This is a genomic window from Bdellovibrionota bacterium, from assembly GCA_035292885.1.
Taxonomy (GTDB): Bacteria; Bdellovibrionota_G; JALEGL01; order JALEGL01; family DATDPG01; genus DATDPG01.
Genome location: DATDPG010000094.1, coordinates 1 through 26,440 on the forward strand (window position 1 = coordinate 1; position 26,440 = coordinate 26,440).

Annotated in this window: 26 protein-coding genes and 3 tRNA genes; 15 read left to right on the forward strand and 14 right to left on the reverse strand. The window is 52.2% G+C overall.

The features are described from left to right. Positions 1 to 301: 301 nt before the first annotated feature. The gene (locus VI895_07345; GenBank protein HLG19618.1) at positions 302 to 1,801 is read left to right on the forward strand and encodes a recombinase family protein; all 1,500 of its coding nucleotides are present in this window, start codon (positions 302 to 304) and stop codon (positions 1,799 to 1,801) included. On the opposite strand, the gene VI895_07350 is transcribed toward VI895_07345, so the two are convergent. Together VI895_07350 and VI895_07355 are read right to left on the reverse strand one after the other, a co-directional pair. Continuing rightward, positions 1,790 to 1,866 (reverse strand) — tRNA-Pro (locus tag VI895_07350). The genes VI895_07345 and VI895_07350 overlap by 12 nt on opposite strands. A gap of 13 nt (positions 1,867 to 1,879) precedes the next feature. Further along, positions 1,880 to 3,520 carry a hypothetical protein gene (locus tag VI895_07355; protein HLG19619.1) on the reverse strand — a complete coding sequence of 547 codons (1,641 nt, stop codon included), beginning with the start codon at positions 3,518 to 3,520 and terminating at the stop codon, positions 1,880 to 1,882. 174 nt (positions 3,521 to 3,694) lie between these two features. On the opposite strand from VI895_07355, the gene VI895_07360 reads away from it, so the two are divergent. Both VI895_07360 and VI895_07365 read left to right on the forward strand, forming a co-directional pair. Next, positions 3,695 to 4,693: a M23 family metallopeptidase gene (locus tag VI895_07360; protein ID HLG19620.1), complete on the forward strand. Its 999-nt coding sequence runs from the start codon at positions 3,695 to 3,697 to the stop codon at positions 4,691 to 4,693. Next, positions 4,690 to 5,292, forward strand: coding sequence for a hypothetical protein (locus tag VI895_07365; protein HLG19621.1), 603 nt, complete (start codon positions 4,690 to 4,692; stop codon positions 5,290 to 5,292). Before VI895_07360 ends, VI895_07365 begins: the two co-directional genes overlap by 4 nt. Before the next feature lie 67 nt (positions 5,293 to 5,359). Here the strand turns inward: VI895_07365 and VI895_07370 are convergent, their stop codons facing one another. Both VI895_07370 and VI895_07375 read right to left on the reverse strand, forming a co-directional pair. Further along, positions 5,360 to 5,638 carry an HU family DNA-binding protein gene (locus VI895_07370; GenBank protein ID HLG19622.1) on the reverse strand — a complete coding sequence of 93 codons (279 nt, stop codon included), beginning with the start codon at positions 5,636 to 5,638 and terminating at the stop codon, positions 5,360 to 5,362. A gap of 201 nt (positions 5,639 to 5,839) precedes the next feature. Further along, a complete protein-coding gene (locus VI895_07375; GenBank protein ID HLG19623.1) occupies positions 5,840 to 8,065 on the reverse strand; it encodes a transglycosylase SLT domain-containing protein in 2,226 nt (741 codons plus the stop codon). On the opposite strand from VI895_07375, the gene VI895_07380 reads away from it, so the two are divergent. The 3 genes from VI895_07380 to VI895_07390 all read left to right on the forward strand — a co-directional run bounded on the left by VI895_07380 (position 8,064) and on the right by VI895_07390 (position 10,749). Further along, the gene (locus tag VI895_07380) at positions 8,064 to 9,440 is read left to right on the forward strand and encodes an AMIN domain-containing protein (GenBank protein ID HLG19624.1); all 1,377 of its coding nucleotides are present in this window, start codon (positions 8,064 to 8,066) and stop codon (positions 9,438 to 9,440) included. The genes VI895_07375 and VI895_07380 overlap by 2 nt on opposite strands. A gap of 81 nt (positions 9,441 to 9,521) precedes the next feature. Then, positions 9,522 to 10,433, forward strand: a complete 912-nt coding sequence (locus VI895_07385; protein ID HLG19625.1) for a hypothetical protein — start codon at positions 9,522 to 9,524, stop codon at positions 10,431 to 10,433. A gap of 230 nt (positions 10,434 to 10,663) precedes the next feature. Continuing rightward, positions 10,664 to 10,749: transfer RNA gene (locus VI895_07390), tRNA-Leu, on the forward strand. A gap of 551 nt (positions 10,750 to 11,300) precedes the next feature. Here the strand turns inward: VI895_07390 and VI895_07395 are convergent. The 3 genes from VI895_07395 to VI895_07405 form a co-directional block, all read right to left on the reverse strand. Then, positions 11,301 to 11,918 carry a hypothetical protein gene (locus tag VI895_07395; GenBank protein HLG19626.1) on the reverse strand — a complete coding sequence of 206 codons (618 nt, stop codon included), beginning with the start codon at positions 11,916 to 11,918 and terminating at the stop codon, positions 11,301 to 11,303. Next, complete coding sequence (locus VI895_07400; GenBank protein ID HLG19627.1) at positions 11,911 to 12,150, reverse strand: helix-turn-helix domain-containing protein; 240 nt, start codon at positions 12,148 to 12,150, stop codon at positions 11,911 to 11,913. The genes VI895_07395 and VI895_07400 overlap by 8 nt, the downstream gene beginning before the upstream one ends. Positions 12,151 to 12,354: 204 nt before the next feature. Then, entirely contained in the window at positions 12,355 to 12,846 is a 492-nt protein-coding gene (locus tag VI895_07405) for a hypothetical protein (protein HLG19628.1), read from the reverse strand. 148 nt (positions 12,847 to 12,994) lie between these two features. On the opposite strand from VI895_07405, the gene VI895_07410 reads away from it, so the two are divergent. Then, positions 12,995 to 13,639 (forward strand): hypothetical protein, encoded by a 645-nt coding sequence (locus VI895_07410; GenBank protein ID HLG19629.1) that lies wholly within the window; start codon positions 12,995 to 12,997, stop codon positions 13,637 to 13,639. Here the strand turns inward: VI895_07410 and mobC are convergent. Continuing rightward, positions 13,585 to 14,034: a plasmid mobilization relaxosome protein MobC gene (gene mobC / locus VI895_07415; protein ID HLG19630.1), complete on the reverse strand. Its 450-nt coding sequence runs from the start codon at positions 14,032 to 14,034 to the stop codon at positions 13,585 to 13,587. The two genes, VI895_07410 and mobC, sit on opposite strands and share 55 nt — an antisense overlap. A gap of 128 nt (positions 14,035 to 14,162) precedes the next feature. On the opposite strand from mobC, the gene VI895_07420 reads away from it, so the two are divergent. The 3 genes from VI895_07420 (at position 14,163) to VI895_07430 (ending at position 16,063) form a co-directional block, all read left to right on the forward strand. Further along, complete coding sequence (locus VI895_07420) at positions 14,163 to 15,002, forward strand: hypothetical protein (GenBank protein HLG19631.1); 840 nt, start codon at positions 14,163 to 14,165, stop codon at positions 15,000 to 15,002. A gap of 129 nt (positions 15,003 to 15,131) precedes the next feature. After that, positions 15,132 to 15,464, forward strand: a complete 333-nt coding sequence (locus VI895_07425) for a hypothetical protein (GenBank protein ID HLG19632.1) — start codon at positions 15,132 to 15,134, stop codon at positions 15,462 to 15,464. Next, positions 15,461 to 16,063, forward strand: a complete 603-nt coding sequence (locus VI895_07430) for a hypothetical protein (protein HLG19633.1) — start codon at positions 15,461 to 15,463, stop codon at positions 16,061 to 16,063. Before VI895_07425 ends, VI895_07430 begins: the two co-directional genes overlap by 4 nt. 105 nt (positions 16,064 to 16,168) lie before the next feature. Here the strand turns inward: VI895_07430 and VI895_07435 are convergent, their stop codons facing one another. From VI895_07435 to VI895_07455, 5 genes are all read right to left on the reverse strand, one after another. Then, positions 16,169 to 16,948: a DUF4412 domain-containing protein gene (locus VI895_07435; GenBank protein ID HLG19634.1), complete on the reverse strand. Its 780-nt coding sequence runs from the start codon at positions 16,946 to 16,948 to the stop codon at positions 16,169 to 16,171. Further along, positions 16,945 to 19,149, reverse strand: a complete 2,205-nt coding sequence (locus tag VI895_07440; GenBank protein ID HLG19635.1) for a hypothetical protein — start codon at positions 19,147 to 19,149, stop codon at positions 16,945 to 16,947. The genes VI895_07435 and VI895_07440 overlap by 4 nt, the downstream gene beginning before the upstream one ends. A gap of 527 nt (positions 19,150 to 19,676) precedes the next feature. Next, positions 19,677 to 20,768 (reverse strand): hypothetical protein, encoded by a 1,092-nt coding sequence (locus VI895_07445; GenBank protein ID HLG19636.1) that lies wholly within the window; start codon positions 20,766 to 20,768, stop codon positions 19,677 to 19,679. A gap of 34 nt (positions 20,769 to 20,802) precedes the next feature. Then, a complete protein-coding gene (locus tag VI895_07450; GenBank protein HLG19637.1) occupies positions 20,803 to 21,633 on the reverse strand; it encodes a TM2 domain-containing protein in 831 nt (276 codons plus the stop codon). Continuing rightward, positions 21,630 to 21,887 (reverse strand): TM2 domain-containing protein, encoded by a 258-nt coding sequence (locus tag VI895_07455; protein HLG19638.1) that lies wholly within the window; start codon positions 21,885 to 21,887, stop codon positions 21,630 to 21,632. The genes VI895_07450 and VI895_07455 overlap by 4 nt, the downstream gene beginning before the upstream one ends. Positions 21,888 to 21,967: 80 nt before the next feature. Here VI895_07455 and VI895_07460 point away from each other — a divergent pair, with 80 nt between their 5' ends. After that, positions 21,968 to 22,429: a hypothetical protein gene (locus VI895_07460; protein ID HLG19639.1), complete on the forward strand. Its 462-nt coding sequence runs from the start codon at positions 21,968 to 21,970 to the stop codon at positions 22,427 to 22,429. 426 nt (positions 22,430 to 22,855) lie between these two features. Here the strand turns inward: VI895_07460 and VI895_07465 are convergent, their stop codons facing one another. Further along, positions 22,856 to 23,464, reverse strand: a complete 609-nt coding sequence (locus VI895_07465) for a PEGA domain-containing protein (GenBank protein ID HLG19640.1) — start codon at positions 23,462 to 23,464, stop codon at positions 22,856 to 22,858. On the opposite strand from VI895_07465, the gene VI895_07470 reads away from it, so the two are divergent. From VI895_07470 to VI895_07485, 4 genes are all read left to right on the forward strand, one after another. Next, the gene (locus tag VI895_07470; protein HLG19641.1) at positions 23,459 to 24,397 is read left to right on the forward strand and encodes a tetratricopeptide repeat protein; all 939 of its coding nucleotides are present in this window, start codon (positions 23,459 to 23,461) and stop codon (positions 24,395 to 24,397) included. The genes VI895_07465 and VI895_07470 overlap by 6 nt on opposite strands. Before the next feature lie 2 nt (positions 24,398 to 24,399). Next, positions 24,400 to 25,047, forward strand: a complete 648-nt coding sequence (locus VI895_07475; GenBank protein ID HLG19642.1) for an outer membrane beta-barrel protein — start codon at positions 24,400 to 24,402, stop codon at positions 25,045 to 25,047. Between the two features lies 1 nt (position 25,048). Further along, positions 25,049 to 26,134 (forward strand): PQQ-binding-like beta-propeller repeat protein, encoded by a 1,086-nt coding sequence (locus VI895_07480; protein ID HLG19643.1) that lies wholly within the window; start codon positions 25,049 to 25,051, stop codon positions 26,132 to 26,134. A 48-nt stretch (positions 26,135 to 26,182) separates the two neighbouring features. After that, positions 26,183 to 26,256, forward strand: a tRNA-Met gene (locus VI895_07485). Positions 26,257 to 26,440: the final 184 nt, after the last annotated feature.

The following is a 26,440-nucleotide window of genomic DNA, read 5'->3' on the forward strand; positions in this document are numbered from 1 at the left end:
AGGCCGGGACGGTTTTTGCGAGGTGGCGGTTCAAAAAGCATGACAGACCGACCGAAGGGCGGGCTGGCAGACTTTTTGACATCAATCATTCATCCAATTCGCTTGAAAAAAGGTTCGGATCTCGTCTAATAGCCCCGACCAGTTCGCGTTTTTTTCGGCGCGCGCGAGGATTACCCAGGGCTTTTCGTAATCAAACCGGAGCCTTTTGGCGCCCAGCCGAACGTTGCAAAATTGCTGCGGGATGTTTTGCGATCCCTCCGCGCTTTTGCCATTCCCTCTTGGGGAATCCGACCCGATTTTCTTGACGAATTCTTTCCAACTCTTGGCCGAAGGCGAGGTACTCTTCGCGGTCATGGCCATCCGCTATTTTCTTTACGTTCGCAAATCTACCGACTCCGAAGAACGTCAAATGCTCTCGATTGAAGCCCAACTTGCGGAGGTTCGGGTTCTTGCCGAGAAGGAGCATCTCCAAATCGTCGCCGAATTCACGGAATCCATGACCGCGAAGATGCCCGGCCGCCCAATTTTCAATCAAATGATTGCTCGTGTCGAACGCGGAGATGCTCAAGGCATTCTTTCGTGGCACCCGGATCGTCTGGCTCGCAATTCGATCGATGGCGGCCGTATTGTTTACCTCTTGGATTGTGGAAAATTAACGTCTTTGAAATTTCCAACGTTTTGGTTTGAAAACACCCCGCAAGGCAAGTTTATGATGAGCCTCGCCTTCGGCCAGAGCAAACTGTACGTCGATAGTTTGTCGGAAAATGTTCGCCGCGGCATCCGGCAAAAGCTCCGACGAGGTGAATGGCCCGGCTGGGCGCCGATTGGCTATCTCAACGATAAGACTTCACGCAAAATCGTCGTCGATCCTATTGAAGGCCCGCGGGTTCGCCGCCTCTTTGAGACATATGCGTCCGGCCGCGTAAGACTCAATGACCTTCGAGACCAGGCCCATGAATGGGGGATGAAAAGCCGAACAGGGAAACCGCTTCATCGTTCTCATATCCATGTCATGCTTTCAAACGCCTTCTATTTCGGTCTCCTCAAGCACGCGGGAGAGGTTTATCAAGGCACACATGAGCCCATGGTCTCGAAGGACCTTTTTGACCAAGTGCAATCGGTTCTTCATCGACTCGGCCGGACGCATTTCTCTCGAAAACATCATTTCCCGTTCCTTGGCCTGGCCAAATGCGTGACTTGCGATGGCGGTATCACAGCCGAAAGACAGAGAGGTCACCACTATTATCGCTGCAGCCGAAAACGGGGGCGATGTACCGAGCCGTATCTCCGAGAAGAGAGTTTTGCCGACCAGATTCAACGCGCCATCGCGGCTGTGGCGCTGCCGGATGACACGTTTCAAAAAATGCTCGCGGCGTTGGCCAAGGAACAGGAAGCGTCAAGCCAGCCCATCGAGAAGCTGAAAGCAGAAACGAGGGAAACTGTCGGCGATATTTCAAAGAAACTGGACCGCTTGCTCGACGCCCATCTCGACGAAACAATTGAGAAGGCTGAATACCTCTCCAAGAAGGAATTGCTTCTCAATGAAAAACTCCGTCTCGAAGAGCGTCTTCGCAAGTTGGAACAGACTCGAATGGGCTGGCTCGAACCGACAAAAAATTTCCTCATTGCGGCTCACCGCGCGGGGGCTATCGCGACGAGCGACGACATGGCCGAAAGGAAAGAATTCCTCAAGAAAATCGGGTCGAACGTTCGGCTGGGCGCCAAAAGGCTCCGGTTTGATTACGAAAAGCCCTGGGTAATCCTCGCGCGCGCCGAAAAAAACGCGAACTGGTCGGGGTGACTGGATTTGAACCAGCAACCCCTTGCACCCCATGCAAGTGCGCTACCAGGTTGCGCCACACCCCGACGGACAGCTCTTTTAATCTCTGTTCGCCCGGCTGTCCACGATTGACCTTTTTAGGAGTTCGCGGTCCTCAAATCGCATGTCTTCCGGCCGGATGCCCTGAACCAATTTTTCACAATAAAGGGCCGCACCTTTCCTGATTTCCAAAATTGGGACATCTTTCAAAAATCGAGTGACTCGGTTGCGGGCCAGTTCATGACAGGGGGAAAGATAACCCGCTTGAGCGAGGACGACATTTCGGACAGCCAGTTCTAGCTGATGCGAACTTTCTCGGATCGTTCCCAACGACAGCAGAAGGATGATCAGGGCCCATAGAATGCGTCGACGATTCTGAAGCTGCGTCATCCACTCTGTTTCCGCCATATGCTTTGCTGCGAGAAAGTAGAATACCAGTGAGGGAAGCAGCATTCCGCGCATGGAGACGTTGTTTGAGCCTGTGAGCCAGCCCGCATACGTCATTCCAAGATAAACGTGAGCCGCGATAAGATAATAGCGTTCCTGCTTTTTCATTCGTCGGTAATAGAAAAAAAGGAGGAGGGGGAGACCCCAAAATTCAATCATCGGGACCAAGATGGGTCGCAGTGTGATCGATAGGAGGAGATTGAGAACCGGAATTGAAGTCAGGGGGGCAGCGTTCACACCAAACACCCAGGTGATTTCGGACGGCTTGTTCAAAAAGAGGGGAACCAAGGAAACGGCTATTACGAGACAAGCCAAGGTGGATAATGGACCCCGCCGAATCGCTTGCCAGATGGATCGGACATGCGGCGGCAGGAAGAGAATGACCGGTAAGAACGCAAAGACACTGCTGTAAAACGAAGCGACGCAGAGAAGGCCGACGACGAGAACCTTCCATTCCGCCCGCTTGAAGTTTACGTTGAGCGCCATATGTCGGGCGACAAGAATCAGATAAGCTCCCACCAAATGATGGATCGTCCAGAAGAAGACCGTCGAAAAAGAAGAGATCTGGGCGTTCCACTGGAAGAATTCTGTCTCCCACCACTCGAAATGCCCCGCCCATTTCAGAGGGAAAAAGATCCAATCCAGGCCATAAAAAAATGTGCAGAAGAATAGAAAAAAAGAAATCTGTCGCTTGGAAGAAAAAAGGGAATTACTGATCTCCATTAAGCTGAACGTGACCAAAAGTGTGTAAGCCGCGTTCCCGAAGAATATGCAGTCCTTCAACGTCATTACCGGAATGATATATTTCAGAAATACGAAGGGGAGGAGGGCGCAATAGTAAAACGAAAACAAATAATCTTGGTTCAAGTAATGTCGAACCGGATACGTTCGGGAAAGGGAAAGGCTGATCAATTCCGCTAAACGGAAATAATCGTCCCCTAATGCCATAACAACTCCGTCCGTGCTCCATTCGAGCAAATAAGAAATACGCGGCAAAATCATCAGAGCGACAAAGAGAAGTGCGAGTTTCACGTGCAGATCCGAAATCTTGTACTCCTGGGTTTCAAACTCAGCGCCGTGTGCAAGCAAGAATGCGAACCCTAAGAAAAACAGCGGAAAGAGAACTGCGAGCCACCCCCCTTGAAGATGAAATCCATTGAGAACAGCCATGCAACTAATGCTGGAGAGAGCCGCGCCGGTCAAAAGCTTGCTGAAAAGAAACCCCTTCAAGGCGCGGTGAAAAAGAGCGTTCATGGGGGCGGTTCGGAACATATTACCAGGGAGTGCAAAAGTTACCGCTTGCCATGCAACTCTTGTTCAATTTCGAGCCTAGGGCCGAGTTAACTATTCAATAATCCAGGAACTGAACCTGGCACTGATGTTGCACACAACTCCTCGTAATTCCATGATCTTACGGGGTAAAACAGCGTGAACAGAACCAGCGTTCCTTCGATCCCGCGAACCTGGGAGGTTCTTCTTCGGCCCGAATCTTTTCACGCGATTCGCTTCGGCTCGTCTACGATAGCCATTTCTCTCGTCTGCTTGCTGGCCCTGGCTTTTTTCTCGATCGCCGACTATCGCGAAGTGGTTTTCCAGGATCGCGAAAACGCCCTAAATGTCGCGCAATCCAAACAGGATCAAGAACGAACTCAATTCGCTCAGTGGCTTCAAGAGAAAGAACGGGATTTCAATCGGTATCTGTGGATTACGGGTGAACTGTCGTCGGAACAATCCGACACCCCCGCGACTCAGAGTGCGGAAGTACCCTCCTACGATGCGTTGCGGGCGGGTATCGAGCGCCTGGAAAACCGGATTCGCGTCCTGTCCGATTTTCAGGCGCGGGATGAGGATTATTTCTGGTACGTGCCCTCGATTTCACCGGTCGCACTGGAGGAAGATTTCACGCTGGCCACCGGCCCTCTGACGATGAAGGAAATCCGGCGAGGATTATCGGGCGTGTCCTCCAAGCACGGGGTTCGAGTTCACCCGATCGACGGAAAAAAGGAGATGCACTACGGAATAGACATCTTCTGTCCTCTGGATACCAAAGTGAGGGCCACGGCCAATGGAACCGTCTTATTCGTCGGACAGTACAGCGCCGACGAGGACAATCTACGCCACAGTTTCGGAAATTTTGTAACGATCGGCCATGGCGATACGGGTATCGAGACTCTCTATGCGCACCTGGATAAAGTCTTGGTGCGTAAGGGGCAGGTGGTTCACCGCGGCGATGCGATTGCGTCCAGCGGAAACACCGGTTCGAGCACCGGTCCGCATGTCCATTACGAAGTCATTCGAAACGGAATCAAAGTAAACCCCTTGAATTACATTTCCGACGTGCCGCTCGTGGAAGCCGGGAAGAAAATCTTCTACGTCAAGAATCGGAAGGCGCCTTCAAGCAAAAAACTCGCTTGGAGGAGCCGGTGATCAGTTTGTACACGATCAATTATCCTGCGGCCGCTTGTGTCCTAATGCTGATCGGCGTCCTCCTCTATCATCTTCTGATGAGCCGCCGGCAAGAAATCGAAACGGCGACGTTCCCGGCCGGTCTGGAGTTTCTGACCGGGGATCAACTGTTTTCGCTTTCAACAAATCAGGACTTGGCCGTGAATTGTGAAATGTCGTTCGATCGCTTGACTTGCCGCCGCCTGTATGTGGGGCCGGACGCCATTCTAAGTGGAAAAGTAATCGAAGCGACTCAAATCATTGCGGAGGGGACGCTCCAAAACGTTCAATACATTCGGGCCGAAGAGGAAATCGTTATTAAGCAGGTGGCGGTGATCGGAAAGGTGGATTCGCCTCGCCTGGTTCTAGGAAAGCGGGCCGTGGCTACGATTCAAGTGGTGCCCGCTGCCACCAGGGTGATCATGAAACGGGGAGCTCAAAGCCGGGGTTTCTTCGGTTCTATCGAAGAACTCGAAAAAGCGCGGTTGTTGGCGAATCGCCGGATATCGACGTTGCGAAAGAGCCGGGAAGAAATTCAAACGTCGAAGGTTTCGGTGCTTCAGCCGCAAAAACGCGCGTAAGTCACAAAATAGAAAAGGCCCGCAGCTTTTTCACCGCGGGCCTTTTGAAACGTCAAGCTTCAGCCGACTATAACGTCTGCTTCAGCTCCGGTGACGGTCGGAAGCCGATCGTTTTGCTTGCCGGAATATTGATCACGGCACCGGTCTGCGGATTTCGGCCTTTGCGGGCTTTCCGCATGCGCACCGTGAACGTTCCAAAACCGGGATACGTGAACCGGCGGTCTTTCTTCACCCCTTTGGCGAGGTTCTCAAAAAGAGCGTCGGAAATCTCGTTGATGGCGGCTTTCGAAAGTTCGCGATGCTTCAAGGACGTTGCTACTTTTTCAACCAATTCTGCCTTTGTCATTTCAGTCTCCCTTTTTGTGAGTAATGAGTTTCAAAAAAGTTGTCTCTCCAGTATCAACTGGTCCTATCGCTGTCAACAAAAAGTGATCGTCGGAAGGGCTTTCAGAGCGCGATTGACAAGGAATGGGCCGGGCTTCAAGTTTATATCAGGGGATGCGACGAGCGTTCCTGCAAACGAGATGCCATGCCGTTTCTCGGCCAATCACTTCCGCGTGACAAGCTGAAGATCGGACGGCTGGACTTTTCGCTGTTCGAGCAATTGAGCGTAGAAAGCGTAGTTTCGAACGATCGATTTCACGTAATTTCTCGTCTCCGGGAAAGGAATGAGCTCGATAAACTCTTCGTTTGGAAGTTTCTTCCATTGACGCACCCAAATGTCCACTTTGCGGGGACCCGCGTTGTAAGCCGCAAGAGCATAAACAAGATTTCCGTTGTAGTTGATCAACTGTTTCTTTAGGTAACGTGCACCGAGCTCAACATTTCTATGACTTACAAGTAATTCGGTCTTTTCGGGAACCGATTCGCCTCCCTCTTTTGTAACTTCACGGGCCGTTTGCGGCATGAGCTGCATCAGTCCAAGGGCCCCGGTCCGGCTCTCCGCGTTCTCTTGGTACGCGCTTTCCTGTTTAATGAGAGAGAATAGTAAAAGAGGGTCCAGCTCGTTGGACGACGCGTATTGACGGATCGTCTCGTCGAACTCCACGGGGAAATAGATTTCCGCCAAATGTTTCGGGATACCCGCCCTTCGCTCGCGGCGGATCAGATCGCCGGTCAATCGAATTGCACTGGAGTGCTCGCGGGCAACGGCATACAAGAGAGCGACCCATTCGCTTGCAGCGGGGTCGATATCCAGATCCACGCCATCGAGCACTTTCGCGGCGCCGTAAGGAATGCCTGCCGAAAGATAGGATCGAGCTTTTCGCAAACGATAGGAGTTCCAAAAATCTGAGGGGGGAGGGGCCGACGGAAGGACCTGATTGATGGTCGGAAGCTGGTCGGACAGAAACGCGTAATAGGAGAGGGGCGCTGTTTTTCCCAGTTCTTCTCGATACTTTCGAGCTTCCTTGCTACGCCCGGATCGATCGTATGCTTGGGCCAGCCAATACAGATATTCCCCTGGATCCATGGAACGTCCTCGAAGAGACAGGCCGTACTGGAGATATTCAATCGATTTCTGGAAATCTTTCATCAGATAGGAGAGCCACGCCACTTTGAAATGCGCCCGCTCAAAAAAGCTGTTCGTGGAGTGGGCGCGAACGATTGCCTCGAACCACTTCCGAGCATCCGACCAACGACTTCGGTCCTCGGCGATCCGACCGAGAGCGTAAAGAGCTCCTCCGCATTTTGGGTGATCGGGGAATCGTTTCACGAAAACTTCAAAGATTTTGGCGCCCTCCCGATTGAAACCCTCGTCCCAAACCGCGCGGGCGAGATCGTGTAAAGGCGCCGCCGGAAGGTGATGAATGATCCCCGCAAATGATTTTGAACCGTAGCCGAGCTGCTCGACGACGAGGGAGCGAAGACGGACGGATGCCTTTTCCGCGGCGATGGTATTGGGGTATTGGCGAAGAATCAGAGTCAACTTCTCAACCGCATCAGGTGCGTGCCCCTTTTTTTGAAGGTCGACCGCCTCCCTGAACAATTTCTCCTCGGGTTGAGGCCTGGGGCGGCCTTGGCTCCAAGATTCCCGATACATCGACCGCGCCGGAAGGGTCGGCAGGGGAGGAAGATCTTTCACCAATTCCTGAAAGGCCGGTTCTTCGGGAAATGTTTGAAGGCCCCGGTCCACCCAATAACGGGCCTCCACCGGCTCGTCTTCCGAGATCAGGATACGGGCCATGGAGGCCCAGAAGAGTTTTCGATCCGCGTCGTCCAAAGACATATCCGATTGAAGGATGGAAAACAGCTGGGGACGGACTTCCTGGGTCCGGTTTTTTTTGAGGAGACCCCGGACGTAACAGAGCGTCGCTTGGGCGTGCTCTTCGGGCGCCCGATCGGAAAAGGGGCCGGCGTCCGTCTCCGCGAGGCGCGACAGAACCGCCAAAGCTTCGTTGCAGCGGTTGATGCTGTCGCCTGGGTTGCCGGCCTGACCGGCGTCCGTCCCCAGACGACGAAGCGCACGTGCCTCATAAAAAAGGGCGGCGTCCTGAAGGAGAGAGTCTTTTTGGGCCTTGTGAAAATATTCGATCGCTTTTTTCAGGTTCCCCTGATTCAAGTGAAGAAGCCCCTCCGCCATATCGAGAGCCGATTTCTGATCGCTCGGGAGGTCTTTTTTCCGTCGCTCCGTACGAATGTCGCTTTCGATTTCCGCTCGAACGGCGTCCATCTGGGGTTCCGTCAAATCCGTGGTGAAAAACCGCTGGCCGTCCAATTCCATCGAAACGTGGGGAGAGGCAAGGGCCGCCGGAAGCAACGCAAGAGGCCACATGATCAAGACAATTCTTGAGATCACAGCAAAGAAAGGTTACACAAACATTATGCTAAAGACACTTCTGCGCACCGTTCTTGTGATCATCGTTCTGGCCGGCGTGTTTTTCTTCGCTCTTCGAATGTGGGAAAGCCGCCGCGGAGCTCCGGCATTTAAACCGGAGGCCGAGATTCCAAGCATTTCCCTTCGTCAAATCGAGATCTCTTCGACGGCCAACGGCGCGACGGTCAAACTGAGCGACGTTTCGGGCAGCAACTACACCATTGCGCCGGTGGATGCTCCCAAAGCCCTCTTGGTGGATGTAGCCAATGTGCAGTTAGGTCTCCTGCAGACGACGATGATTTCCCCACACGCTTTAATCAATAAAATTGAAGCCTCACGAATCACAGCTCAAGGAAAACTTTATGTCCGGGTGCGGATCGACTTGAACCAGGATGTCACGTTTCGGGAACGCCTGCAGGAAACTTCACTTTATATCGACCTCACACCCAAAGTGGTTGCAGTAGCGCCGACTCCCCCTCCTGTAATAACAACCCCGACGCCGCAACCAAGAGCGGTAGCCAAGCCCACGGCCCATAAGAAAGCTCCTCCGCTCAGACCGAAGTCCCAAAAGTCGGTTGCTAAGAAAGAACCCAAGAAATCCACAAAGAAGCGTGCTCCAATCGTAGCCTCTCGGCCAAGGGCTCCGGCTCCGCTGCCCATGAGAACTCCGTTTCCCGAAGCTAAGCCGGCGAAAAGGGATCAGGTATTGGCTGACCTCGGAATCGACGAGGGACTGACGTCGCCTCCTCCCGCGGCAGAACCTCCTCTTCCACATCTGGAGCCCGAAGGCGCCTCACCCCCTGTCGTAGCGCCTCCACCCGCCGGTGCGGGAATCGAAACAGCTCCACCGGCACCGGCCGAAGCCCCTTCGGGAACGGAATCGCCTCCTCTGGACCTTGATGTCATGTTTGCGGATGGACAACCGACACCTGCAGCCGCTCCCACCCAGGCCCCAAAGGTGGCCGCGATCCCGCCTCCAACTTCAGGTAAATTCGACACGTCTCAGATCCTGGCAAAACTTCCGGGAGTCACGGAAATTGAGGTGTCCAACGATGGATCCAAAACGGTGGTGACGATCAAGCGAGAATCAAATACGCCGCATAAAGTGTTTAAAATGGTCAATCCCAACCGCGTCGTTGTCGATTTTCTGGATTCGGCAAACAAGCTCAAGAAGGAGTATCCGGCCTATCCCGGGACTAAAGTCGAACGAATAACCACACAACAGTTCGCCGGACCGGACGGAACGATTGCGCGAATCATGATTTATGTGGGGGGGCTTCCGGTTTATGAAAAATCGATGAGTGGAAGCTCTCTTGTCTTGAAACTGCCTTAAACGTTCAATTCGCTTTTAGCCGAGGTGGTGGAACTGGCAGACGCGGCGGACTCAAAATCCAAGGGGCGTATAGGTTAACTCTTGTCCCGACGGCGCAAAGTCTTAAGTGTGGGCCTACTTGGGTTGGTAGCGTTAACCGGTGCATTAGCATTTAATTATCCTTCTTTTTGGGCTTCTCATCTGTGGCCAGTTCCACAACAACAATCCGGAGAAATTGTCTGGGATTACTGGATTCGCGCTGCCAGCACTTCACTTCTGCCGAAATGGCTGACGAAAGACCGCCGCAACATCGTTGAATCGTCACAACATGGCCTCTCAATAAGGTTGCACGACGCGGCTATGAAGCAAATGACTCCACGCTTGCGAATATTATTAAATAATTCCAAGGAGCCAAGACAGCTTCCGCCAGAAAAGTTGCGGCCCCCTTCATACAACATGGATGTGTTTCCTTCGGATCGTTTCGGGATCACCGCTGCGTTACCAAAGGACTCTCTCGCCCTTGAAGTCTTGGGGCCAAGACAGCTCGACTGCAGATTCATACTCAATTCCAATCCGAAGCCGGTCGATGGTGAAGGAGGAGGCCCAATTTTCTTTTTTATTCGTGCCGTATGCCCCTGCAGGGGTTATCCGGGGAGGTGGTCTGTTTTGGAAAAAATAGGGGGCGGAGATTTGGTACGCCCTTGGCACGGTGGCACAGCCGACCTATGTATTCCAATAGATCCTAAAGTCCTCTTGAACCGACCGCCTCTGTGGGAAGACTGCAAGAGATGGGAAAAGCCATTTCCAACGGTATTTTGGTTCGATCAAAAAGAAACACTCGAAAAAGATCGATATTGGCATATTAACAATGACCTACGTTGCATGAAGGGTAACCTCGAAGATGGTAATCTTCCCCTCTGGCCGATTTACGTTGAGCACCATGGCAAGCTCCGCCGTGCTTCAGAAGCAGATATGAAGTTCGTGTCCCAAGGTATTTTTAAGATCCCCGATTGATTCCAACCAACTACCAATCAGACGCAGTATCCGCGGGACACATGCGGCTGCGGGCCTAGACAAAGCTGTTAGCTGTTCGCTGGGTTGCCAATATGAGTACACGTAATCTAAAACCCGCTTCCGGATTTAGGTCTAATGGTGTGGGTGCCTACAAGAAGCGGACAGAAAAATCGACACTTTTGAATTATTGATCTGGACGGGATATAGAAAAACCCAATTATTTCAATAAAGCCGAGGTGGCGGAACTGGCAGACGCGGCGGACTCAAAATCCGCAGTCTCGTAAGAGATGTGGGGGTTCAATTCCCCCCCTCGGCACTCAAGTTGATCTATCCTCTTAAAATCATTTCGAAGTTTCCCCAACATAGGGTCATTGGGTCAACAAAAGTCAACAGGTCGGCATTTTGTTTTCGTGAAAATCCGTTGGTTGACGTTTGGGTCAACACTGGGTCAACACGCAAAATGCGATTAAACGACTGACCGTTGCTTGATCGAAATGATGTTGGAGGATGATGGACTCGTGGGACTTCCGTCCCCGTGCTTTGCATGACCCAGTGTAAAATGGATCATCGCTTTTCGCTGCGTTCTCTCCGCCACCTTTGCGTAATGCTGCGTGACGCGGAGATCCTGGTGCCCAAGCGCGGCTTGGGTGGCGCGAATGTCATTCGTTCGTTCCGAAAAAATCGTCGCAAACGTATGACGAAGCACGTGGGTCGAACGGGTGGGAAGGCCACAAGCACGAAACGCTTTCTTGAACGCGTTTTGAACTGCCGGATATTTCAGGAGCCCTCCGTCTCGATGAAAGACGTACGGCCCCTTCGCGCCCTTCTCCCGCCATTCTCCGAGAAGTTCAACTAACCTCTCCGGAATTACGACCGTTCGAGGGCGCCCCGTTTTGGTTCTTTCACGGATCGCCGGCGCTTTCGTTCGAAAGTGCCAAAAGCAAACCCGCTTGATTTCCACCGTTCGACTTTCGAGATCGACACATTAAGATACGACACACGCGTCGATTTTTTCGGATACGCAGGATCGATCAACTGCTGTAACCATTGATCGATGTCGTACGCCGAGAGTTCCTCCACCGATATGTCCAAGATCGGCTGAAAATGAATCAGCTCCTGAACATACTTCTCCCAGGTATTGATCGCGAAGCGGGGTTTCGACCAGTCCCGCCAATCTTCAACCAAGGCCGCAAGCGTGTAGGTGGAAGACTTCGTCCGAATCTCCGTAAGATTTGGATTCGTCTCGATCCGCCACGAGCGCGCTTCCTCCAGCGTTTCGAATGTGCGCGCTTGTTGGACAAGCTCTCCGCCTACACGGACCCTCCGAATCGCCCGATACGGCTTTGCCGGGCGTCCACCTCGTGAAACCACCTCCACATATTTCCCTTTTTCATTGTGCCAGACGTGAACTTTGAAAATGCCCGGATGCCCGTGCATTTTCTTGAGTTTCCGTCGCGGACGTATTTTCGTTTGCTGATTATCCATAAGGATGACTCCTTTCCGATAACCATCTGCGAAGGACGTCCGAGTGAAAGCGAACCATCCGGGGCGTCGGCCGGACCGTTGGAATTCGGCCTTCCGAAACCATGTTGCGGATCGTTCGCTCGCTGCATTGAAGCAGCTTGGCCACATCACTGACTGTGAGCAATCGACCTATTCCGTTTTCAAAGAGTGGTTTCGGCTTTACACCGTATTGAGCCGATGCGAACGAGCTCACTCTACCACCCCACATCGGTCGAAAAAATCATTTTTACAACGACTCAAACTCACAGCCTTACTCCTCGATTTTACAAATCAATCCCCCAGCCTTTGCCTCGGCTTCGGCCGAGATCTTTATCGATTTGGCGTTGTCGCCGCCTATCTTCCTGTCGTTCAAGTTCTCGTTCGGCAGCGATGCGTTCTCTCTCTTCGTCGAAGGGCCTCAGCGCTTTGCGGATTTTTTCAGGAAGTTCTCGACGATTCCCTCCAATCTCTGCGCCAAGGTCGGATCCAGCTCCCGAATGACTTCCCATTTGACCGCGGCCGCCTGCTCTTCCTTCGTAGATTGCCAGTCCCATACGGAGGACACACTCAAAACTAGAACGCTCACCAAGAGCGCTCCCAGGAGGCTGTGGACCCAGACTTTCAACGTGAGACCTCGGTTTTGAAATTCGATCTCTCGAAAGGCCGCTTCCGCTCTTTCTCGAATGCTTGTGTAGATTTCGAAGTCGCTCGTCGTCTTGGCCGAAGCATTTTTCGCTTCGTGAATCGCGATCTGAAAAGATTGAATCAGGGGTTCGAGATCCCTCGCCCAACGCTCGGTGACCCGGTTGTCGCTCTCGCGCAAGAGTTGAAGCAGTTCGCTCAAGGCCTCCATGACTGCGGAATCTTTCGGTTGCGTTTTCAATTGCTGGACGATCCCGGTTTTGGTCATACGAAACTCCTTTCTGTTTCTGGAGACCGGCCCATGTATAGGAGCGGCCTAAATTGCTTCCTTTCATCACCTCTTCCCCCAGACGATAACTGATTCCCGACACATGTCCGGTCTTGGCCCGGTTCGGCAGAACCTCGACGTTTTGCGCGTGGAGACGATGAAAGAATTCACTCATGGACGGCCGGTCGGTCACGGCCTGGTCGATCAAATGTTGCAATTGAAGCTTGGCGCTCGGCGCTCCTTCCCGGAGAATTTTGTGCATTTCTCCAGAGGTTGGAGCGCGCGTCGGCGTTTCTCTGGTGGGCAAGACCCGTTGCAGGCTGTATTCCATTTCCAATCCCCGAACGACACCTTCGCTTCGCCGATAGTCGTGGCTTTCGCTGACTGTCTTTCCATCCATCCCGATTCGAGAAGCAATAATGTGGATATGATCGTGCGGTGTATCCCGGTGACGGACGGCGACGAATTGGGATTTCGAAAACCCCATCCTATGAAGATACTTTTCTGTGACATCTCGCCATTGATCGTTGCTCAAGGATTCTCCCGGTGGAAGCGACAGGCTGGTGTGATACACGGCACGTTTCAATTGAGGATTGAGCTTTCGCGTTTCATTGAATTCGTTCGTCAGTTGCTTTGCGTTTGTTCCCAACATGTTGGTTCCCACGATCTCGGCGCGGTCTTTGGAGAGCACATATTTGAGGACACCGCCGAAGCTCCTCCCCTTGATCTGCTTGGCAATCATGCTTTCTCCGCTCCAAGGAACAGGAGGCCCACTTTTTTTACCTCTTCCTGAAGCTGGTACACGAGGGGCAGATTGACGATTTTTACTTCTCCCGTGTGAATTCGTTTGACCATTTGATTGAGGTTATTTCCGATCCGCGAGAGCTCGACGTAGGCCTCCCGATTGATGGACGGAACGGGCGGAGGCGGAAGTTTGCGACCAAAGGCGGCACGCCGGACGCATTCGCTCACGCTGATTTGCACGTTCGAAGAAACTTCTTGAAGCCGTAGAAATTCCGTCGGCGTGAATCGGATCGGCACAACACGGCTGCGAACTTCGGAAGAGACTTCCACCGTAGTCGGTTTCCTGCGAACGAAGTGAGTAGGACGAGCGCTCACCGACGTAGTCGGGGAGCATGGCTCGCTACCCGCTTCATCCGACACTCTTTCTCCCTCGATTTCTTTCAATTTCTTCCTCTTATTTTGTGTTTGCTATTTACGTGTTATTGTTATAACAATCATTTAAGAGACGTCAATGTATTTTCGCGTGTAAATTTGTAACAGATCTTAACTCTATGAAACACTTAAGGAAACCTATGAAGCACCCACGAGAAAATATTGAATTTTCGAGCGTGCCCAAGGCCAACATGGTCGCATTCAATGTCCGTCTCGAGCCTTCGCTAAAGAACGCGATTGAAGCGGCTACGTTCGGGTATTCGACTCCCGGAGGATTGATTCGTCGTTGCGCGGCCAACGATGTGACCCAAGTGATTCCCGAACCGTGGGATTCCCCTCAATGGATCGTAAAAGAAGGTCGATCGACCAACCTCACGTTCGCCGTTCGTCAGGTACTGGGTGAAGCCATCCATATGCGAGCGATCGACCGCCACTTAAGTATTACGGACTACTTCCGAGCTCTTGGAATATCCGCGGTATTGGAGAAGGAAAAGCAGCTAAAAAACGTGGATCCCAAATTGACGATCTTGGACAAAAAATCCGAATTCTATGTGCCGGCGCTGACGGTCAAAAAGGGGGGCAAGAAATGGTGGCGGAAGTTGAAGGGAGTGAAAATATCGGATGAAAAGGCCCAAGAACTTTTCCACGTCGAACCGGAGGAGGTAGAGAGCGCATCGGGATATACCATCTACAAGGGTAAGGCGGTCGTCGATTTTGTCCGGGAGCAGGCGGAAATCGCCGGCCTTAGTCTTGCGGCCTATCAAAAAATGCTTGTGTTTCAGGACATCGCGAAGTGGCGAGGCATGAAGTTTTTGAACGCACTTGTGAAGCAGTCCTACGAACCATGGGAGATGAACGAAGGAATCCTCCGGAGAATGTTGGAGGAGCTTCACCGAAAAAGAACGGAGGCAAACCAGGCTTCTTGGGAGGCTTCAGAACCCACCGAACCTTATAAGGACAGTCCAGGGACAACAGAGTGAAAACGATCCGCCCACGCCCAGCCACCCAGAGCCATAACAAGAGAGAAATATTCTATAATAATATTAACTGGTTATGTTTACCTCAATTTATAGAACAACCCTTAGCTTTTGTACGACGTATGTCGTACAATGAAGATGACCTTTAAGGAAGCCAGAGCAGCGCTGATCGAGGCCCTAAAGGAGGGTCGTTATCAGCATGAAGCCCGGGATGCGCAGGCAGAAAAGAATCTCCTGGCCGTGGGAGACATTTCTCCCGACGAAGTCATCGAGATTCTAAAAGCGTGTCGCGGAAAGCTGCATCGAAAGGAGCCGCATTACGCAAAGGCGGAGATTGAAGTGCACGTGTTTAAAGCACGGAAGAAAATAAGCCGCTGGCAACAATGGTTTGTCCGGGCCTATTTCATTGACGAAGATGCCTGGTTTATCAGCGTGCATCCCGCCGAATGGGAGATCGGAAAATGAAGATTTGGAAGGAAAATGATCGGTCGAAGGGGCTCTGTCCGAAGTGTAAAGAGATTCAACCGATCGTATTTCGGCGCGGAGTTTTTCCTCTGAAAGAGACGAAAAAGAACGTGAAGGACGTGCTCCTTGGTGTCTGCACGCAGTGTGACGAAATCGTTTCCGTTCCTCCGCAATCCGTCGCCAGAATTAAGGAGGTCCGTTTCTTCGATCGCAAGCCTCTCGAGGTTCGAATTCCTTCCGACGTAAAAGATATTGTGCTTCTGGTCGTGGATACGCTGGGCGCGACGGTTCCACAGTCGGCGCTAAGTCTCCTCGTTCGAAACTATCTGATTCATATGAGCGAGGACCGGCAGGCGGCTCGCCAGGCGATGACTCTGTTGAAGAAAGCGAATTTTTTTGAGACCGCTCCGTCCCGTGACCGTATCTCAATTAAATTGAGTCCTGAGCTAAATCGACTTCGAATCGAGCTACACGACGTTTTCGAAACGGACGCCAATCTGGTGAAAGGCGTGGCCGTGTTAAGTCGAAAAGAAGTTCTAGACGAACCGGACCCAAAACGGATCAAGGAACTCAGGTACAGCATTCTTCAGGCAGCGTGAAAAGGGCCTAATGGCCCGGGACCTCGGCAATGTCTCGGTCCGGAAAAATGAACTGATCGCCGATCTTTTCTTCCGCATGCACAAAGTCGAGCGAGTCGGAATGTCCTACTTCATCTCACTCGGTTTCTTACCCGTAAACCCTTCCATAAAGGCTTTTCCTAGATCAAATTCCATCTTCTTGTACCCGGCCGGGATCTCAAAAAGCGACGCCGGAATCTCTTTGGAAACAGCCGATTTTAAAGTCGTCCAAGAAGAGACGAAACCCGATGCCGTGCGATTAACTTTTTCGACGGGAATCCCTTTCATTCCCTTTGGTAGGTTCCATGGCGACACCGGTTCGGAGATCGACCAGCCAAACTTCGCGTCCAAGTCGAATACCGGTGCGAGCTTGATCGCCAGGCAAATTTCTTCGGTTCCCCAATTTTGCGAGCCGCTCGTCTTAAAACCAGGATCATGTTTCCGAGCCATAACGACACAATCATATCCTGCAATTGTCTTCGTCTTGCCCATGGGATGAAACTGGGACCTCGCTTGGTCCTTTAATTCGGCTTGAGTCAGAGGTTTGCCAGGTTGTTCGGAGTAAGTCTTGCGGTTGGGCCACACGAGAGTGGGTTGGCCGTCACCTTTACGAAACATCCAGTTCAGGTCGGGGTCTCTGGAGTTCTTCCCAAACGGGTTATCCGTTCGAACGGCGCTCGGTGCCATATATACCCGAATCTGGGAAGTGGATGCGGGCCCGACAAATTCGGGTTTCTGCCCGAGTTGCTCTCGATATTGCCGGAACTCCGTCTCGTATACGAGCACCCAGCCTTGCTCAGCAAATGATGGGAGTGGGACGATTATGAGGGCAAAAAAAGCAAGTAACTTCATATCGTTTCCTTTCATATTTTTCGTTCAACCGGATATTCTGGAAGCCCTTCGCCGCGGTCCTTCCACTCGTCATTTGTATTTTCAACGCCGATCACTTCGAAGACGCCGCTCGTCGCGTGTTGCGACAGCAATTTCAAGGGAACAAAACGAACCTTCAGAATCGACCCTTTTGCAATTGTGGCCCCGGCGACGAGTTTCATCGTGTCCCCCATCTCCAAAAAGTAGATGCGCCTTTGCCCGCGTAGGGCAAAACGAATGACGGGCATCCCGAAATCCGCTCGTTCCGACGTAAATCCAAGCACTCCTTCAATGACTTTCCCGACGTGCCGTTGGGGATCTCGCAGATATTCCTCCATCGGCACAGGAGTCCGATCCGCCAAGGTATGGGCCATTCTGCGTTCCTTTGTCATGAGATCCCGTTCCAGGTCCTGTTTTCTGAGTGCTGAGGAAAGACGTTGGGCTTCTTCCTGAAGTCCGCTCGTCTTGCGCAGATTCAGCAAAAATATCGTCCCCGCTAAGGCTATGATTGTGGCGACCGGAATAAATTGCTTCCAGGTGGGACGTTGTCGTTGAAGTTTCGCCTGAGCCCCTGGACTCACATCTAGCCAGCCGAATGCGATGGACAGCCCAAGCAAAACGACGAGCGATCCCGCGAGATAAAAAATGGTTCCGAGAATCGGAACGGCGGGATACAGCGCGGAGATTTCCGGTCGACTTCGGACATACGTAACGAGAACCCGTTGTCCGCCGACACGAACTCTGTACAGACTGGATTGTTCCAGTTCATCGGCCGTTCGAAACATGTGGCCGGAGACCTCGTACTCGTACGTGACACGATCGATCGGAGTACCGCGCGAATGTTCGCTCCCGCCGGTGCTTTTGCCCGTATCTCCTTCTGAAACGATCGCTCCAACAACACGCTCCGTGGGAAAGAGAACTGTCTGTATCCTCCGGAAGTAAATATTGGGCGGAACGAAAAACATGATCCCCGCAAGAAACGCGCCGCCTACGAACAAACACATGATCGTTCCGAACTGCCTTGGTGAGCGCCACTGCTGAATTTGAACGGCTCTTTCGGCCGGTGAGATACCGGCTGTTTCCGGTTCCGGCTCGCTTGTCGACACTGATGCCACCTGGATGACATCGGAACCGGGCATGAAGCGAACTTCAGCGTCCGAACCCTTTCGTATCAATCCCTGTTCGATCGCTTGAGCGATCCCCTGATCCCATACGATCTCCTTCCCCTGTCGAGGCATTCCGCGGAGATCCCGGTACGTTACTGTGATTTCATATCCGCATTCGCCTTGAGAGCTGGACATCTCATACCGCCGAACGGCAAAAATCTTTCCCGCTGCCGTTTTCCCGTTCCCGGCGAGTTGCGCTCGAATCCATTTGTTCCGTAGGATCGAGCCAACTTTCCATCCTCCAAACAACGTGGCAAATCCTCCCGAAAGCCCAAGAGCGAGGCTCGCCTTCGCAAAATCTGCATCCGGCATTCCTTTTAAGAAAAGAAAAGTCAGAATTCCGACGCCGATCAGTAAAACTGGGGTCATCATGATCAAGCGCACGGTCTCATCGAGCGTCCTTGTGTCGTATCGAATGATCTTGGATTTCGTTTCGGTCCGAGTGTCGGAGCGGAGCGGGTAGATGGGTTCTGGCGTTAAGGGAACAGTACTTTCCGAGGTAATTTGTTCTTGAGGTGCCTTGGGGCTTTCGTAGCTTTTCAGGCCCACCTCATTCCGAAACCATCGAACAAAACCTTCCGCCTGGGCTGGATCATCCCAGTGAACGAGACGGGCCGATCGTTCTGTTCCTTCCGGGGCCCTCCAAGAGAGGATAGGAGCATATCGGTATGTCGTTGTCCGGGAGCCCGAAAAGGTTACCTGTTGCACTTCGATTCCCCGAAGGCTCGAGAATGGAATTTGCGCACCCCCGTTCATCTGTTTCGGAAGGAATATCGCTTGCTGCCCTGGATCAATTACAAGCTGGTTACTCAGTATGCTTGGGCGGTTCGTGCGCGAGCGAATAAAAAACCACGCGATGATTCCTAGAAAAAGTAAGATTCCCACCACGAGACCCGGGCCCATCGTCTTGGCGATTCCGGAGAACCCAATAACCAGAATGAGAATTACGGAGATGGGAAAAATGACTTTAAAGGCAGAAGCGAAACCACCTTCTTCCGATAAGTCGACTCGAAGGCGATTCCCGTCCCGCATAACCGGTGTGCCGCCGGCGATTGCGTTTGCTCCCTGTCGTTTCCACTGAGACTTAAGTTTCAGACCCAGGTAAATCGCGACCGCGTTGAAGGGGATTGAGAATATGAGAAGAAAAAACGCCCCAGAAGAATTTGGTTGTGGCCGAACGAGATACGCCTGGTGCGGTTTTGAAACATTATAGAATACCGAGACATTTTGACCGGGTTGATAATGATTTATGATTTCTTGCGCCTGCGGCGGTGGCGAGTAGGTTTGAGTGGGAAAACCTCTTTCATTCTGTTCGTATGTCTTTCCTTCGAATCTTTGTCCGTTAACCTCGTAACGATAAGTAATATAGGGAAATGCTTTTAATCCATCGCTTCTGGTTCCGTAGGAAACCTTGCTGTCTAAAACTTTACCATTTGTTTCCCGGTAATCGGCTGTGGCGTTGTAACAAAAATTGTAAAAAACCGTGTAATCAAAAAGTCCAGTAAGGAGAATCCAGAAAATTGCGGTGAACGTGTTAAAGCGAGTGCGTGCATCCCCCATCAAATCTGTCCGTCATATTTCAATGAGAAGGGATAAGTTTTCTCGGTCATCGTCTTCGCGACATAGAGACAGACGGAAGCAGGTACGGTTTTAAACTTAGGGGTAATGAGAGGAGAGCGGTTTTCATCGAGATCGATCTTATGTTGGTCGACCAAGACCATGGCTTTGGTCGAAGAAAAACCTTTGATCGCCAGCAGCTGACCGAAATTCCCCTTCAACCTCATCCGGGGGATGGCCCCGGGAAGTATTTCCAGTTCGAGACCGTTCTTCGATGTTTTTTCGCCAGGCACGGCTTTGGCGCAGATTTCAGTGGAGTCCGCAGGGAGACGAAGCTCAATCGCGCCTTCAATCCGGTCGAGCGACTTGATATCGCCTCCTTCTTTAATCCGCGCGTCAAACGCGGAGGTGAGGTAGGGGTGGTCGTTTCCATCAAAGAGAAACATCAATCGGCCTTCAATAGCCATCAACCCTCCGCGAGGGGGAGGAGCTAAATCATTTCCGTCTTTATCGGTCGATTTCACATCTACGACCCGGGCCGGGTCCGTCGCATCCTTCAACCCCGGGATCATTTGAGCCCAAACGCGTACCTGGATTTTGTAACCGCCTTCTCCGCTTCCCATCTGACTTTGCGATAGGCCTTTCGCAGTTTTTTCCCATTTGCCCAGGGGCCAGATACGCTCGACGTGGAGCGTGAACGGACCTACAACGACGGATGCCGGTTCCTTTGACGGAGGCGGATTGTTTCCATACCGTACCAACCGTTTGGCAGGTGGAGGCGGCTTCATTTCATACTGCCGCAACTGTTTGGCGGACACCGTTTGAATCGCGGCAGCGTCGCGAAACATCGGAGAATACGGTTGTGTTTTATTTAGCTGTTCCGGCAATGTTTGAACGCCCTGCGATAGTATTTTCCCCAGCGTTGTTTTAGTCTCAGGAACCTGTCCCGTGGCGGGAGAAATGGACTGATTCACGACCATCTTCAAATCTTCTTTCGTGTTTTTATAAAAGCTGCGCGCCTTTAGAAATAGGTGGGTACCCAGCGCGAGAATCAGCGCAGAAAAAATAATGGCTCCCCATTTGATCACTTTCATGCCGATTTCCGCCCCGTCCCTCCGATTGCTGAAGTCATGTCCACTCGGTTAATCGCTTGCCTTCTTTGTCCAAGAAGGCACCGGCCAGTATCGTGATAACGTCGGAGATGTACCAGAGACAGAAACCCCCGAGGGTGACGATCATTAAAATGCCGGTTCCGATTTTGCCGACGTAAAAGCGATGGACACCGAAAAATCCGATGAGAAAGCATAGTACGAAAGCAACCAAACGTTTCTTTGGCGAAACTGGAGCTTGGTAAGCGTTCCCAACTCTATTGACGACCCATCCACCAATGAGAAGTAAGATCCCCAACCCCGTCAACAAGCCATATTCGTAAATCTGATCGCGGATGATGACCGAGCCATTCGTGGCATTAGCCGAATAGGTCGTGTCCGGGCCCGCAGAGGCTTTTACGACGAGTTCTTTCGCGCCGCTCTTGAATTTTTTGAAACTCGATTTGTGCTGGAGAGAACCACCGGTCACGTCAACATTCGCACCGTACAACGTTCTTGAGCCTGAATCCCAGCCTATATCGGTCGTTTCACTTTGGATCTTCTGGCCTGAGAGGTCCTCCACCGAGTATTGAAAGGGGAATTTGTATCGAAGCTGGTATTCCTTTTCGTTCTTCTTCGCGGCAGTTTTTTCCTTTTCCTGAACGGACTGGCCGGCAATGTTGGCCTCGACAACGACTTGAACATGCCGATCCGTATCGACAACTACACGTGTCTCGTGGGTCGTATTGTCGAACGGCAGAGAAAAGCGCCCCGCTTCTCGTCCCCCGAAGCCGAGCGTGACGGACCATGCGAGCACGAGCACTCCGGACACCAGAAGCAGCCACGATCCGGTGATAAGTGATTTCTTCACGTCCATAGCTTTACGGTCTTGCCGTCCTTGTCTTTAAACGCGCCGCAGAGGACGAGTATGCAATCGATGAGGTACCAGATTCCAAATCCACCCAGCGTTACGATCATAAGGAGGCCCGTTCCGATTTTGCCGACATAAAAGCGGTGAACGCCGAACGCGCCGATAAAGAAACACAATAGAAATGCTACGAGCCTTTTCTTCTCGGAAACCATCGTCGAGACCTCCTTCATGGCGGAAGGTAAGGTGCAGAACATTATATTTTACGCATTATTTTAATAACTTACACTTTAATTGCAACGATTTTATGAAAGAACGAATTCCGAGGAGGCGGGCCATGCGTCAAGCAGTATATTGTGTCGCAGTGATGGGTTTTATCGCGCTCACTCTTCCGGCTCGCGGCCTCGCTGGTGAGGCGCGGGGGGCAATTCAGAACAAGGATTTTGTTGTTGAAGAAGCGTTCGTCGAAAATGGAATTCTAACGCTCCGCCAAGGGAAGGACTTTCTTGCAGATAAAAAATTTATGATATTTCTTTTTTTAAAGTCAGGGGAGAGCGTTCAAGGAAAAACATACACAGTAAATAAAGATGACGGCCTCAAGGCTGGAACTCCACACGTGAATGTGTGGTGGAAAGAAAACGGAAATCTGAAGAGCAAATCGTATATGCACGGTTACGACATGACTCTGAAATTCGGCGAGATCAAAGGTGAAAAGGTGCCCGGTGAAATTTCCCTTCAAATGCCGAAGGAAGTCGGAAGCTCGCTAAAGGGCACCTTTCAAGCAACAATAAAAAAATAAAAAATCTTATTACGCTCGAAATAGGTCGATGTGCTCACGCTGCATTTTCCGGCGTTCGGGCGAGAGTTACCATTCGGTTCGCGGTAACCCTTTTCGATGTCTTGGGTCAACACCGGGTCAACAGGTCAGGTGATATAGATGTCACTCGGTTCATTTCTTTTCATTTTGCAGAATGATTATCTGTTTGATGTTATTGGTTTTGCCTTTGATACTGCACTGTTCCGAACCGGGGTCTTTTAGTCCCCCCCTCGGCACCACGGCACGACTTGCCCTTCGCCCGTATTCCTTCGTTCTCGGCCGCTCGGAATGCTCACGTACCAATGACAGTACGCTCCGCTTCCTCGCGGCCTGCGGCCTCAGACTCCGGGCGAAGTTCTGCGTCTCACTTGCATGGGGGGGGATGAAGAATTCTTCTGATGAATAAACTTAACGTCTGCGCGTCAGAACGACGGTGATTTCTCGCTCTTCTCCGGGGGCGATATTCAGAAAATGGTCGGAGTCTTCGTAGCCGTCCTTGCGGATCAATACGTGAAGCGTCGTATTGGGTGGAAGCGATTTTGCATGCAACGGAGTTCCTTTAGAATACCGCCGATCGTTGATGTAAACGTATGCCCCGGGAGGGAAGGTTTCGATGGAAATGCGCCCGTCTTGTTCGGTCACTGGCGTTGTTCCATCTGAGGCATAGTGGAGCTGCCTCTTTGTTTCCATCGCCCGTATCACTTCGGAATTCTTCAATCGCCGCGAAACATCCTGTTTTGAGTCCGTCTCGAGACTGCGATTCAAAAAATGTTGCGCCCAACCGGCGGCGATCAAGAGACCTGGAATGATGACCGAAAAACCAAGAAAAACCGTGAGCGCAAGTTTTCGCCTTTCGCGTTTGCGATCCTCGAATATAAAGGAGCGGTCCATTCGGGGAGCCGCCGAAGCGGGTACGGGAGCCAATTGCGGAGTCGAGTCATCGCCCGCCAACGGAATGACCGAGTCGAAATCGGGAGCTTTTGCGATCGTGGAACGAAGCGCCTCTGTTTCTTGCATCCGTTCGTGCTCAACCCGCGAAAAATCGAAAAGATCTTCCGGACGTTTTCCCGATTGCGGCGCTATTGGTGGGGACGAGGGTGGGGACTTTGGCGGTGCCATGAAGAGCTATTGTGGGCTGTGATATGCCTCTCCATCAAGACAAATTTGATTCATCGCTCTGAATTGCGAATGGAGCGGGCCTCTGTTACCGTCCCCCAACTTAGCATGCTGAACAAAAAGGAATTGCGCCGCCCGGACGAGTTCATGTCCATTTTCGGCAATCTGATGCAGTGGGCCACCGAGCGCGTTCGAGGGGTTACGACGATCGTCTTTGGATTGATTGTCTTGGGCTTGGGTGCAATTGCCTGGAATTCTTGGAGCGATACCAAGAACCGAGCCGCAGCCGACGATTTTCGAGAAATCGTCGAAACTGCGTCTTCCAATCTGGTGTCGACGGCGCTCAAACTGGGATCACAAGAGAAGGGTTCCGACCCGAAGCCGGCCACTAAGGCAAAATGGGAAAAAGTGGCCTCCGAACTGCCTCCGTTTTTGGAAAAACATGGATTGAGTTCCTTTGCGGGGACTGCGCTTCTTTACCAGGGTCGAGCCAACCTTGAGATCGGGAAGTATGATGTCGCTTTGAAAGCGTACCAACAAGCGGAATCCAAACTGAACGGTGCGTACCGGTATCTTGCTTTGGAAGGGCAGGCGATGGTTTACATGCAACAGGAAAAATGGAACGCGGCGGAGAAACTGTGGACGACGCTTTCGAAAGCGGACGACAACCCGCTGCGGGCTTTGCACACCTGGAATTTGGGCTTAGCGCAGGAGGCAGCAAAACGGAATTCCGAGGCCGTAAAAACGTACAAAGATTTTGAAACTCGGTTCTCGGATTCGGATCTCATCGAAAAGGTCCGGTTGCGCTTGGCGATTCTCCAGGCCACGGGCTGATTATGTTTCGGACAATTCGCCTAATCGGAATTACCGGCGTCTTCTTTGGAGAACTCTTCACTCCCTCCGTACAAGCGTTTGATGTTTTGGACCGGCAGGCGAGCTATCATGACAGCAAATATATTACCCTCGGCGCAGGCTTGGGATTTACCGGTTTTGCTTTCCAGGAGGGGATCGACGGAGACCCGGGCTTCGCCTTTCGGGTTTCCGGGGGCCATCATTTCAATCGATATTTACAGGCCGAAATCCTCTATGAATTCTCGACGTTTCGTTTCCACTCTCCCGATCCGATAGCGCCCACGACGCAACTCAGCACTCGATCCGCTATGAACAATGAAATGATCCGTTTCGTCCTGACCTATCCCGCGGTTCTGTTGCAGCCTTACGTCAGCGCGGGAATCGGGGGATACAATTGGATCGGCGTGAACGATGAAACCGCTTTGTCGTTTCCGATCAATTTTTCGCTCCCCCTCGCCGCGGGCCTTCGAGCTTATATCTACAAGAACCTCGTCTCGATGGATTTGGATTTCAACTACTACATTCTATTCGGAGAAAACCAGTCCGCAGATACTCTTACGCTTCTCGGTTTGGACAAGGTTTCTTTCGATTCCTACGCTTTCATGACCTCGTTTACCTTCCATTTTCTCTGAAATGAAACGCGCACTCATTCTCAGCTGCTTCGTTCTTGTCTTTGGGTGTGCTCGAAGTCCTTTGAGCCTGGATCGAGAAGCACGGCCCGGGCGAGGACTCGCTCAAACGTTCGTTCGCAACAATGTCGCGCAATCCACTTTGGCGACGGACGGATCGTCTCTCTTCTTTGGAACACGTACCGGCGACCTCTTCAGCATCGATGCCGACACCGGAAAGAAACATTGGAGAGTGAAACTAAAGTCACCCATTGACGTTGCTCCTTGCATACAGAACGGAGCTGTTTACGTGGGTACGGCCTCGGGAGGATTTTATGGTCTGGATGCCAAAGACGGCCGGCAAAAATGGACGTATGAGGTCCCCGGCGAAATCTTGAACCAAGCCGTCGTCTTGGGAAGTAAATATGTCGTATTCGCATCGAACGACGGCGTGCTCTACGCCCTGGATACGAATTCCGGCCGACCGGTGTGGACCTATCGAAGGGGTTTGCCGGACCGGCTAACGATTCACAGCCTAGCCGCGCCATCGGCGGATGCGACAGCTGTATACGCGGGATTTTCGGACGGGGCTGTCGTGGCGTTACGCGATTCGGACGGGACGGAAATTTGGAAACAGGAGCTCCGTTCGCCGGTAAAGTTTCCGGACGTCGTCGCTCCACTGCTCTCCATGGACCAGCAGCTAATCGCGGCTCAGTTCTCGGGCGCACTGTACGCCCTGGATCGGACCGGAAAAATCCGTTGGTCGTTGGAAAATGGGGGAGGGGCGGCCTCCACGGTCGCCGTCGGAGATAAACTGATCATTCCGGCATCGGAACACCGCTTAATCGGCCTTTCCAGTTCGACCGGAGAAAAGATCTGGACGTATCAGACACCTGAAGCTGTGCTCTGGAGCGGCCTGGCTGTTTTCGGCGACAAACTGCTGGCCGGATCGTACGAAGGCTGGCTTTTTGTTTTGCGGGCTTCCGATGGAACATACTTATGGAAGTATGACGTAGGAGGCGCCGTGATGGGCGCGCCCGTGATTCATGGAAATCGCGCCTGGGTCCTGACCCGAAAAGGGGCATTGCTCGGCTTCTCGTTACGGGGCTAAGATTAGTCAGTCGATTCAACCTGTGTTAACTCAACCCACCCTTAATGGGGCGGCGTAGCTCAGTTGGCTAGAGCGAGGGTCTCATAATCCCTAGGTCCGTGGTTCGATTCCACGCGCCGCCACTTCTTTTGCTCGCTCGCACGCGCAGTTGCAGCAGCAGCGTCGGGCGTCTCACGCACCTCGGTCGGCTCGGTGCCGGTAGTGGTGCCGGTTGCCGTTGCGGTCGCGGCACGATCGAGGCGCTTCACGGCGTCCAGCTGGTGCTCTGGCGAGAGGTGCGCGTAGCGTAGGGTCATTGTCGCGCTC

Excerpts from the sequence above, each read along its gene's own strand:
- VI895_07355 (HLG19619.1), bottom strand. The coding sequence starts at position 3,520 with ATGAACGCTCTTTTTCACCGCGCCTTGAAGGGGTTTCTTTTCAGCAAG.
- VI895_07370 (HLG19622.1), bottom strand. The coding sequence starts at position 5,638 with ATGACAAAGGCAGAATTGGTTGAAAAAGTAGCAACGTCCTTGAAGCAT.
- VI895_07380 (HLG19624.1), top strand. The coding sequence starts at position 8,064 with ATGATCAAGACAATTCTTGAGATCACAGCAAAGAAAGGTTACACAAAC.
- VI895_07375 (HLG19623.1), bottom strand. The coding sequence starts at position 8,065 with ATGTGGCCTCTTGCGTTGCTTCCGGCGGCCCTTGCCTCTCCCCACGTT.
- VI895_07395 (HLG19626.1), bottom strand. The coding sequence starts at position 11,918 with ATGGATAATCAGCAAACGAAAATACGTCCGCGACGGAAACTCAAGAAA.
- VI895_07405 (HLG19628.1), bottom strand. The coding sequence starts at position 12,846 with ATGACCAAAACCGGGATCGTCCAGCAATTGAAAACGCAACCGAAAGAT.
- VI895_07420 (HLG19631.1), top strand. The coding sequence starts at position 14,163 with ATGAAGCACCCACGAGAAAATATTGAATTTTCGAGCGTGCCCAAGGCC.
- VI895_07425 (HLG19632.1), top strand. The coding sequence starts at position 15,132 with ATGAAGATGACCTTTAAGGAAGCCAGAGCAGCGCTGATCGAGGCCCTA.
- VI895_07430 (HLG19633.1), top strand. The coding sequence starts at position 15,461 with ATGAAGATTTGGAAGGAAAATGATCGGTCGAAGGGGCTCTGTCCGAAG.
- VI895_07435 (HLG19634.1), bottom strand. The coding sequence starts at position 16,948 with ATGAAAGGAAACGATATGAAGTTACTTGCTTTTTTTGCCCTCATAATC.
- VI895_07440 (HLG19635.1), bottom strand. The coding sequence starts at position 19,149 with ATGCGGGACGGGAATCGCCTTCGAGTCGACTTATCGGAAGAAGGTGGT.
- VI895_07445 (HLG19636.1), bottom strand. The coding sequence starts at position 20,768 with ATGAAAGTGATCAAATGGGGAGCCATTATTTTTTCTGCGCTGATTCTC.
- VI895_07455 (HLG19638.1), bottom strand. The coding sequence starts at position 21,887 with ATGTTCTGCACCTTACCTTCCGCCATGAAGGAGGTCTCGACGATGGTT.
- VI895_07460 (HLG19639.1), top strand. The coding sequence starts at position 21,968 with ATGCGTCAAGCAGTATATTGTGTCGCAGTGATGGGTTTTATCGCGCTC.
- VI895_07465 (HLG19640.1), bottom strand. The coding sequence starts at position 23,464 with ATGCAAGAAACAGAGGCGCTTCGTTCCACGATCGCAAAAGCTCCCGAT.
- VI895_07475 (HLG19642.1), top strand. The coding sequence starts at position 24,400 with ATGTTTCGGACAATTCGCCTAATCGGAATTACCGGCGTCTTCTTTGGA.
- VI895_07480 (HLG19643.1), top strand. The coding sequence starts at position 25,049 with ATGAAACGCGCACTCATTCTCAGCTGCTTCGTTCTTGTCTTTGGGTGT.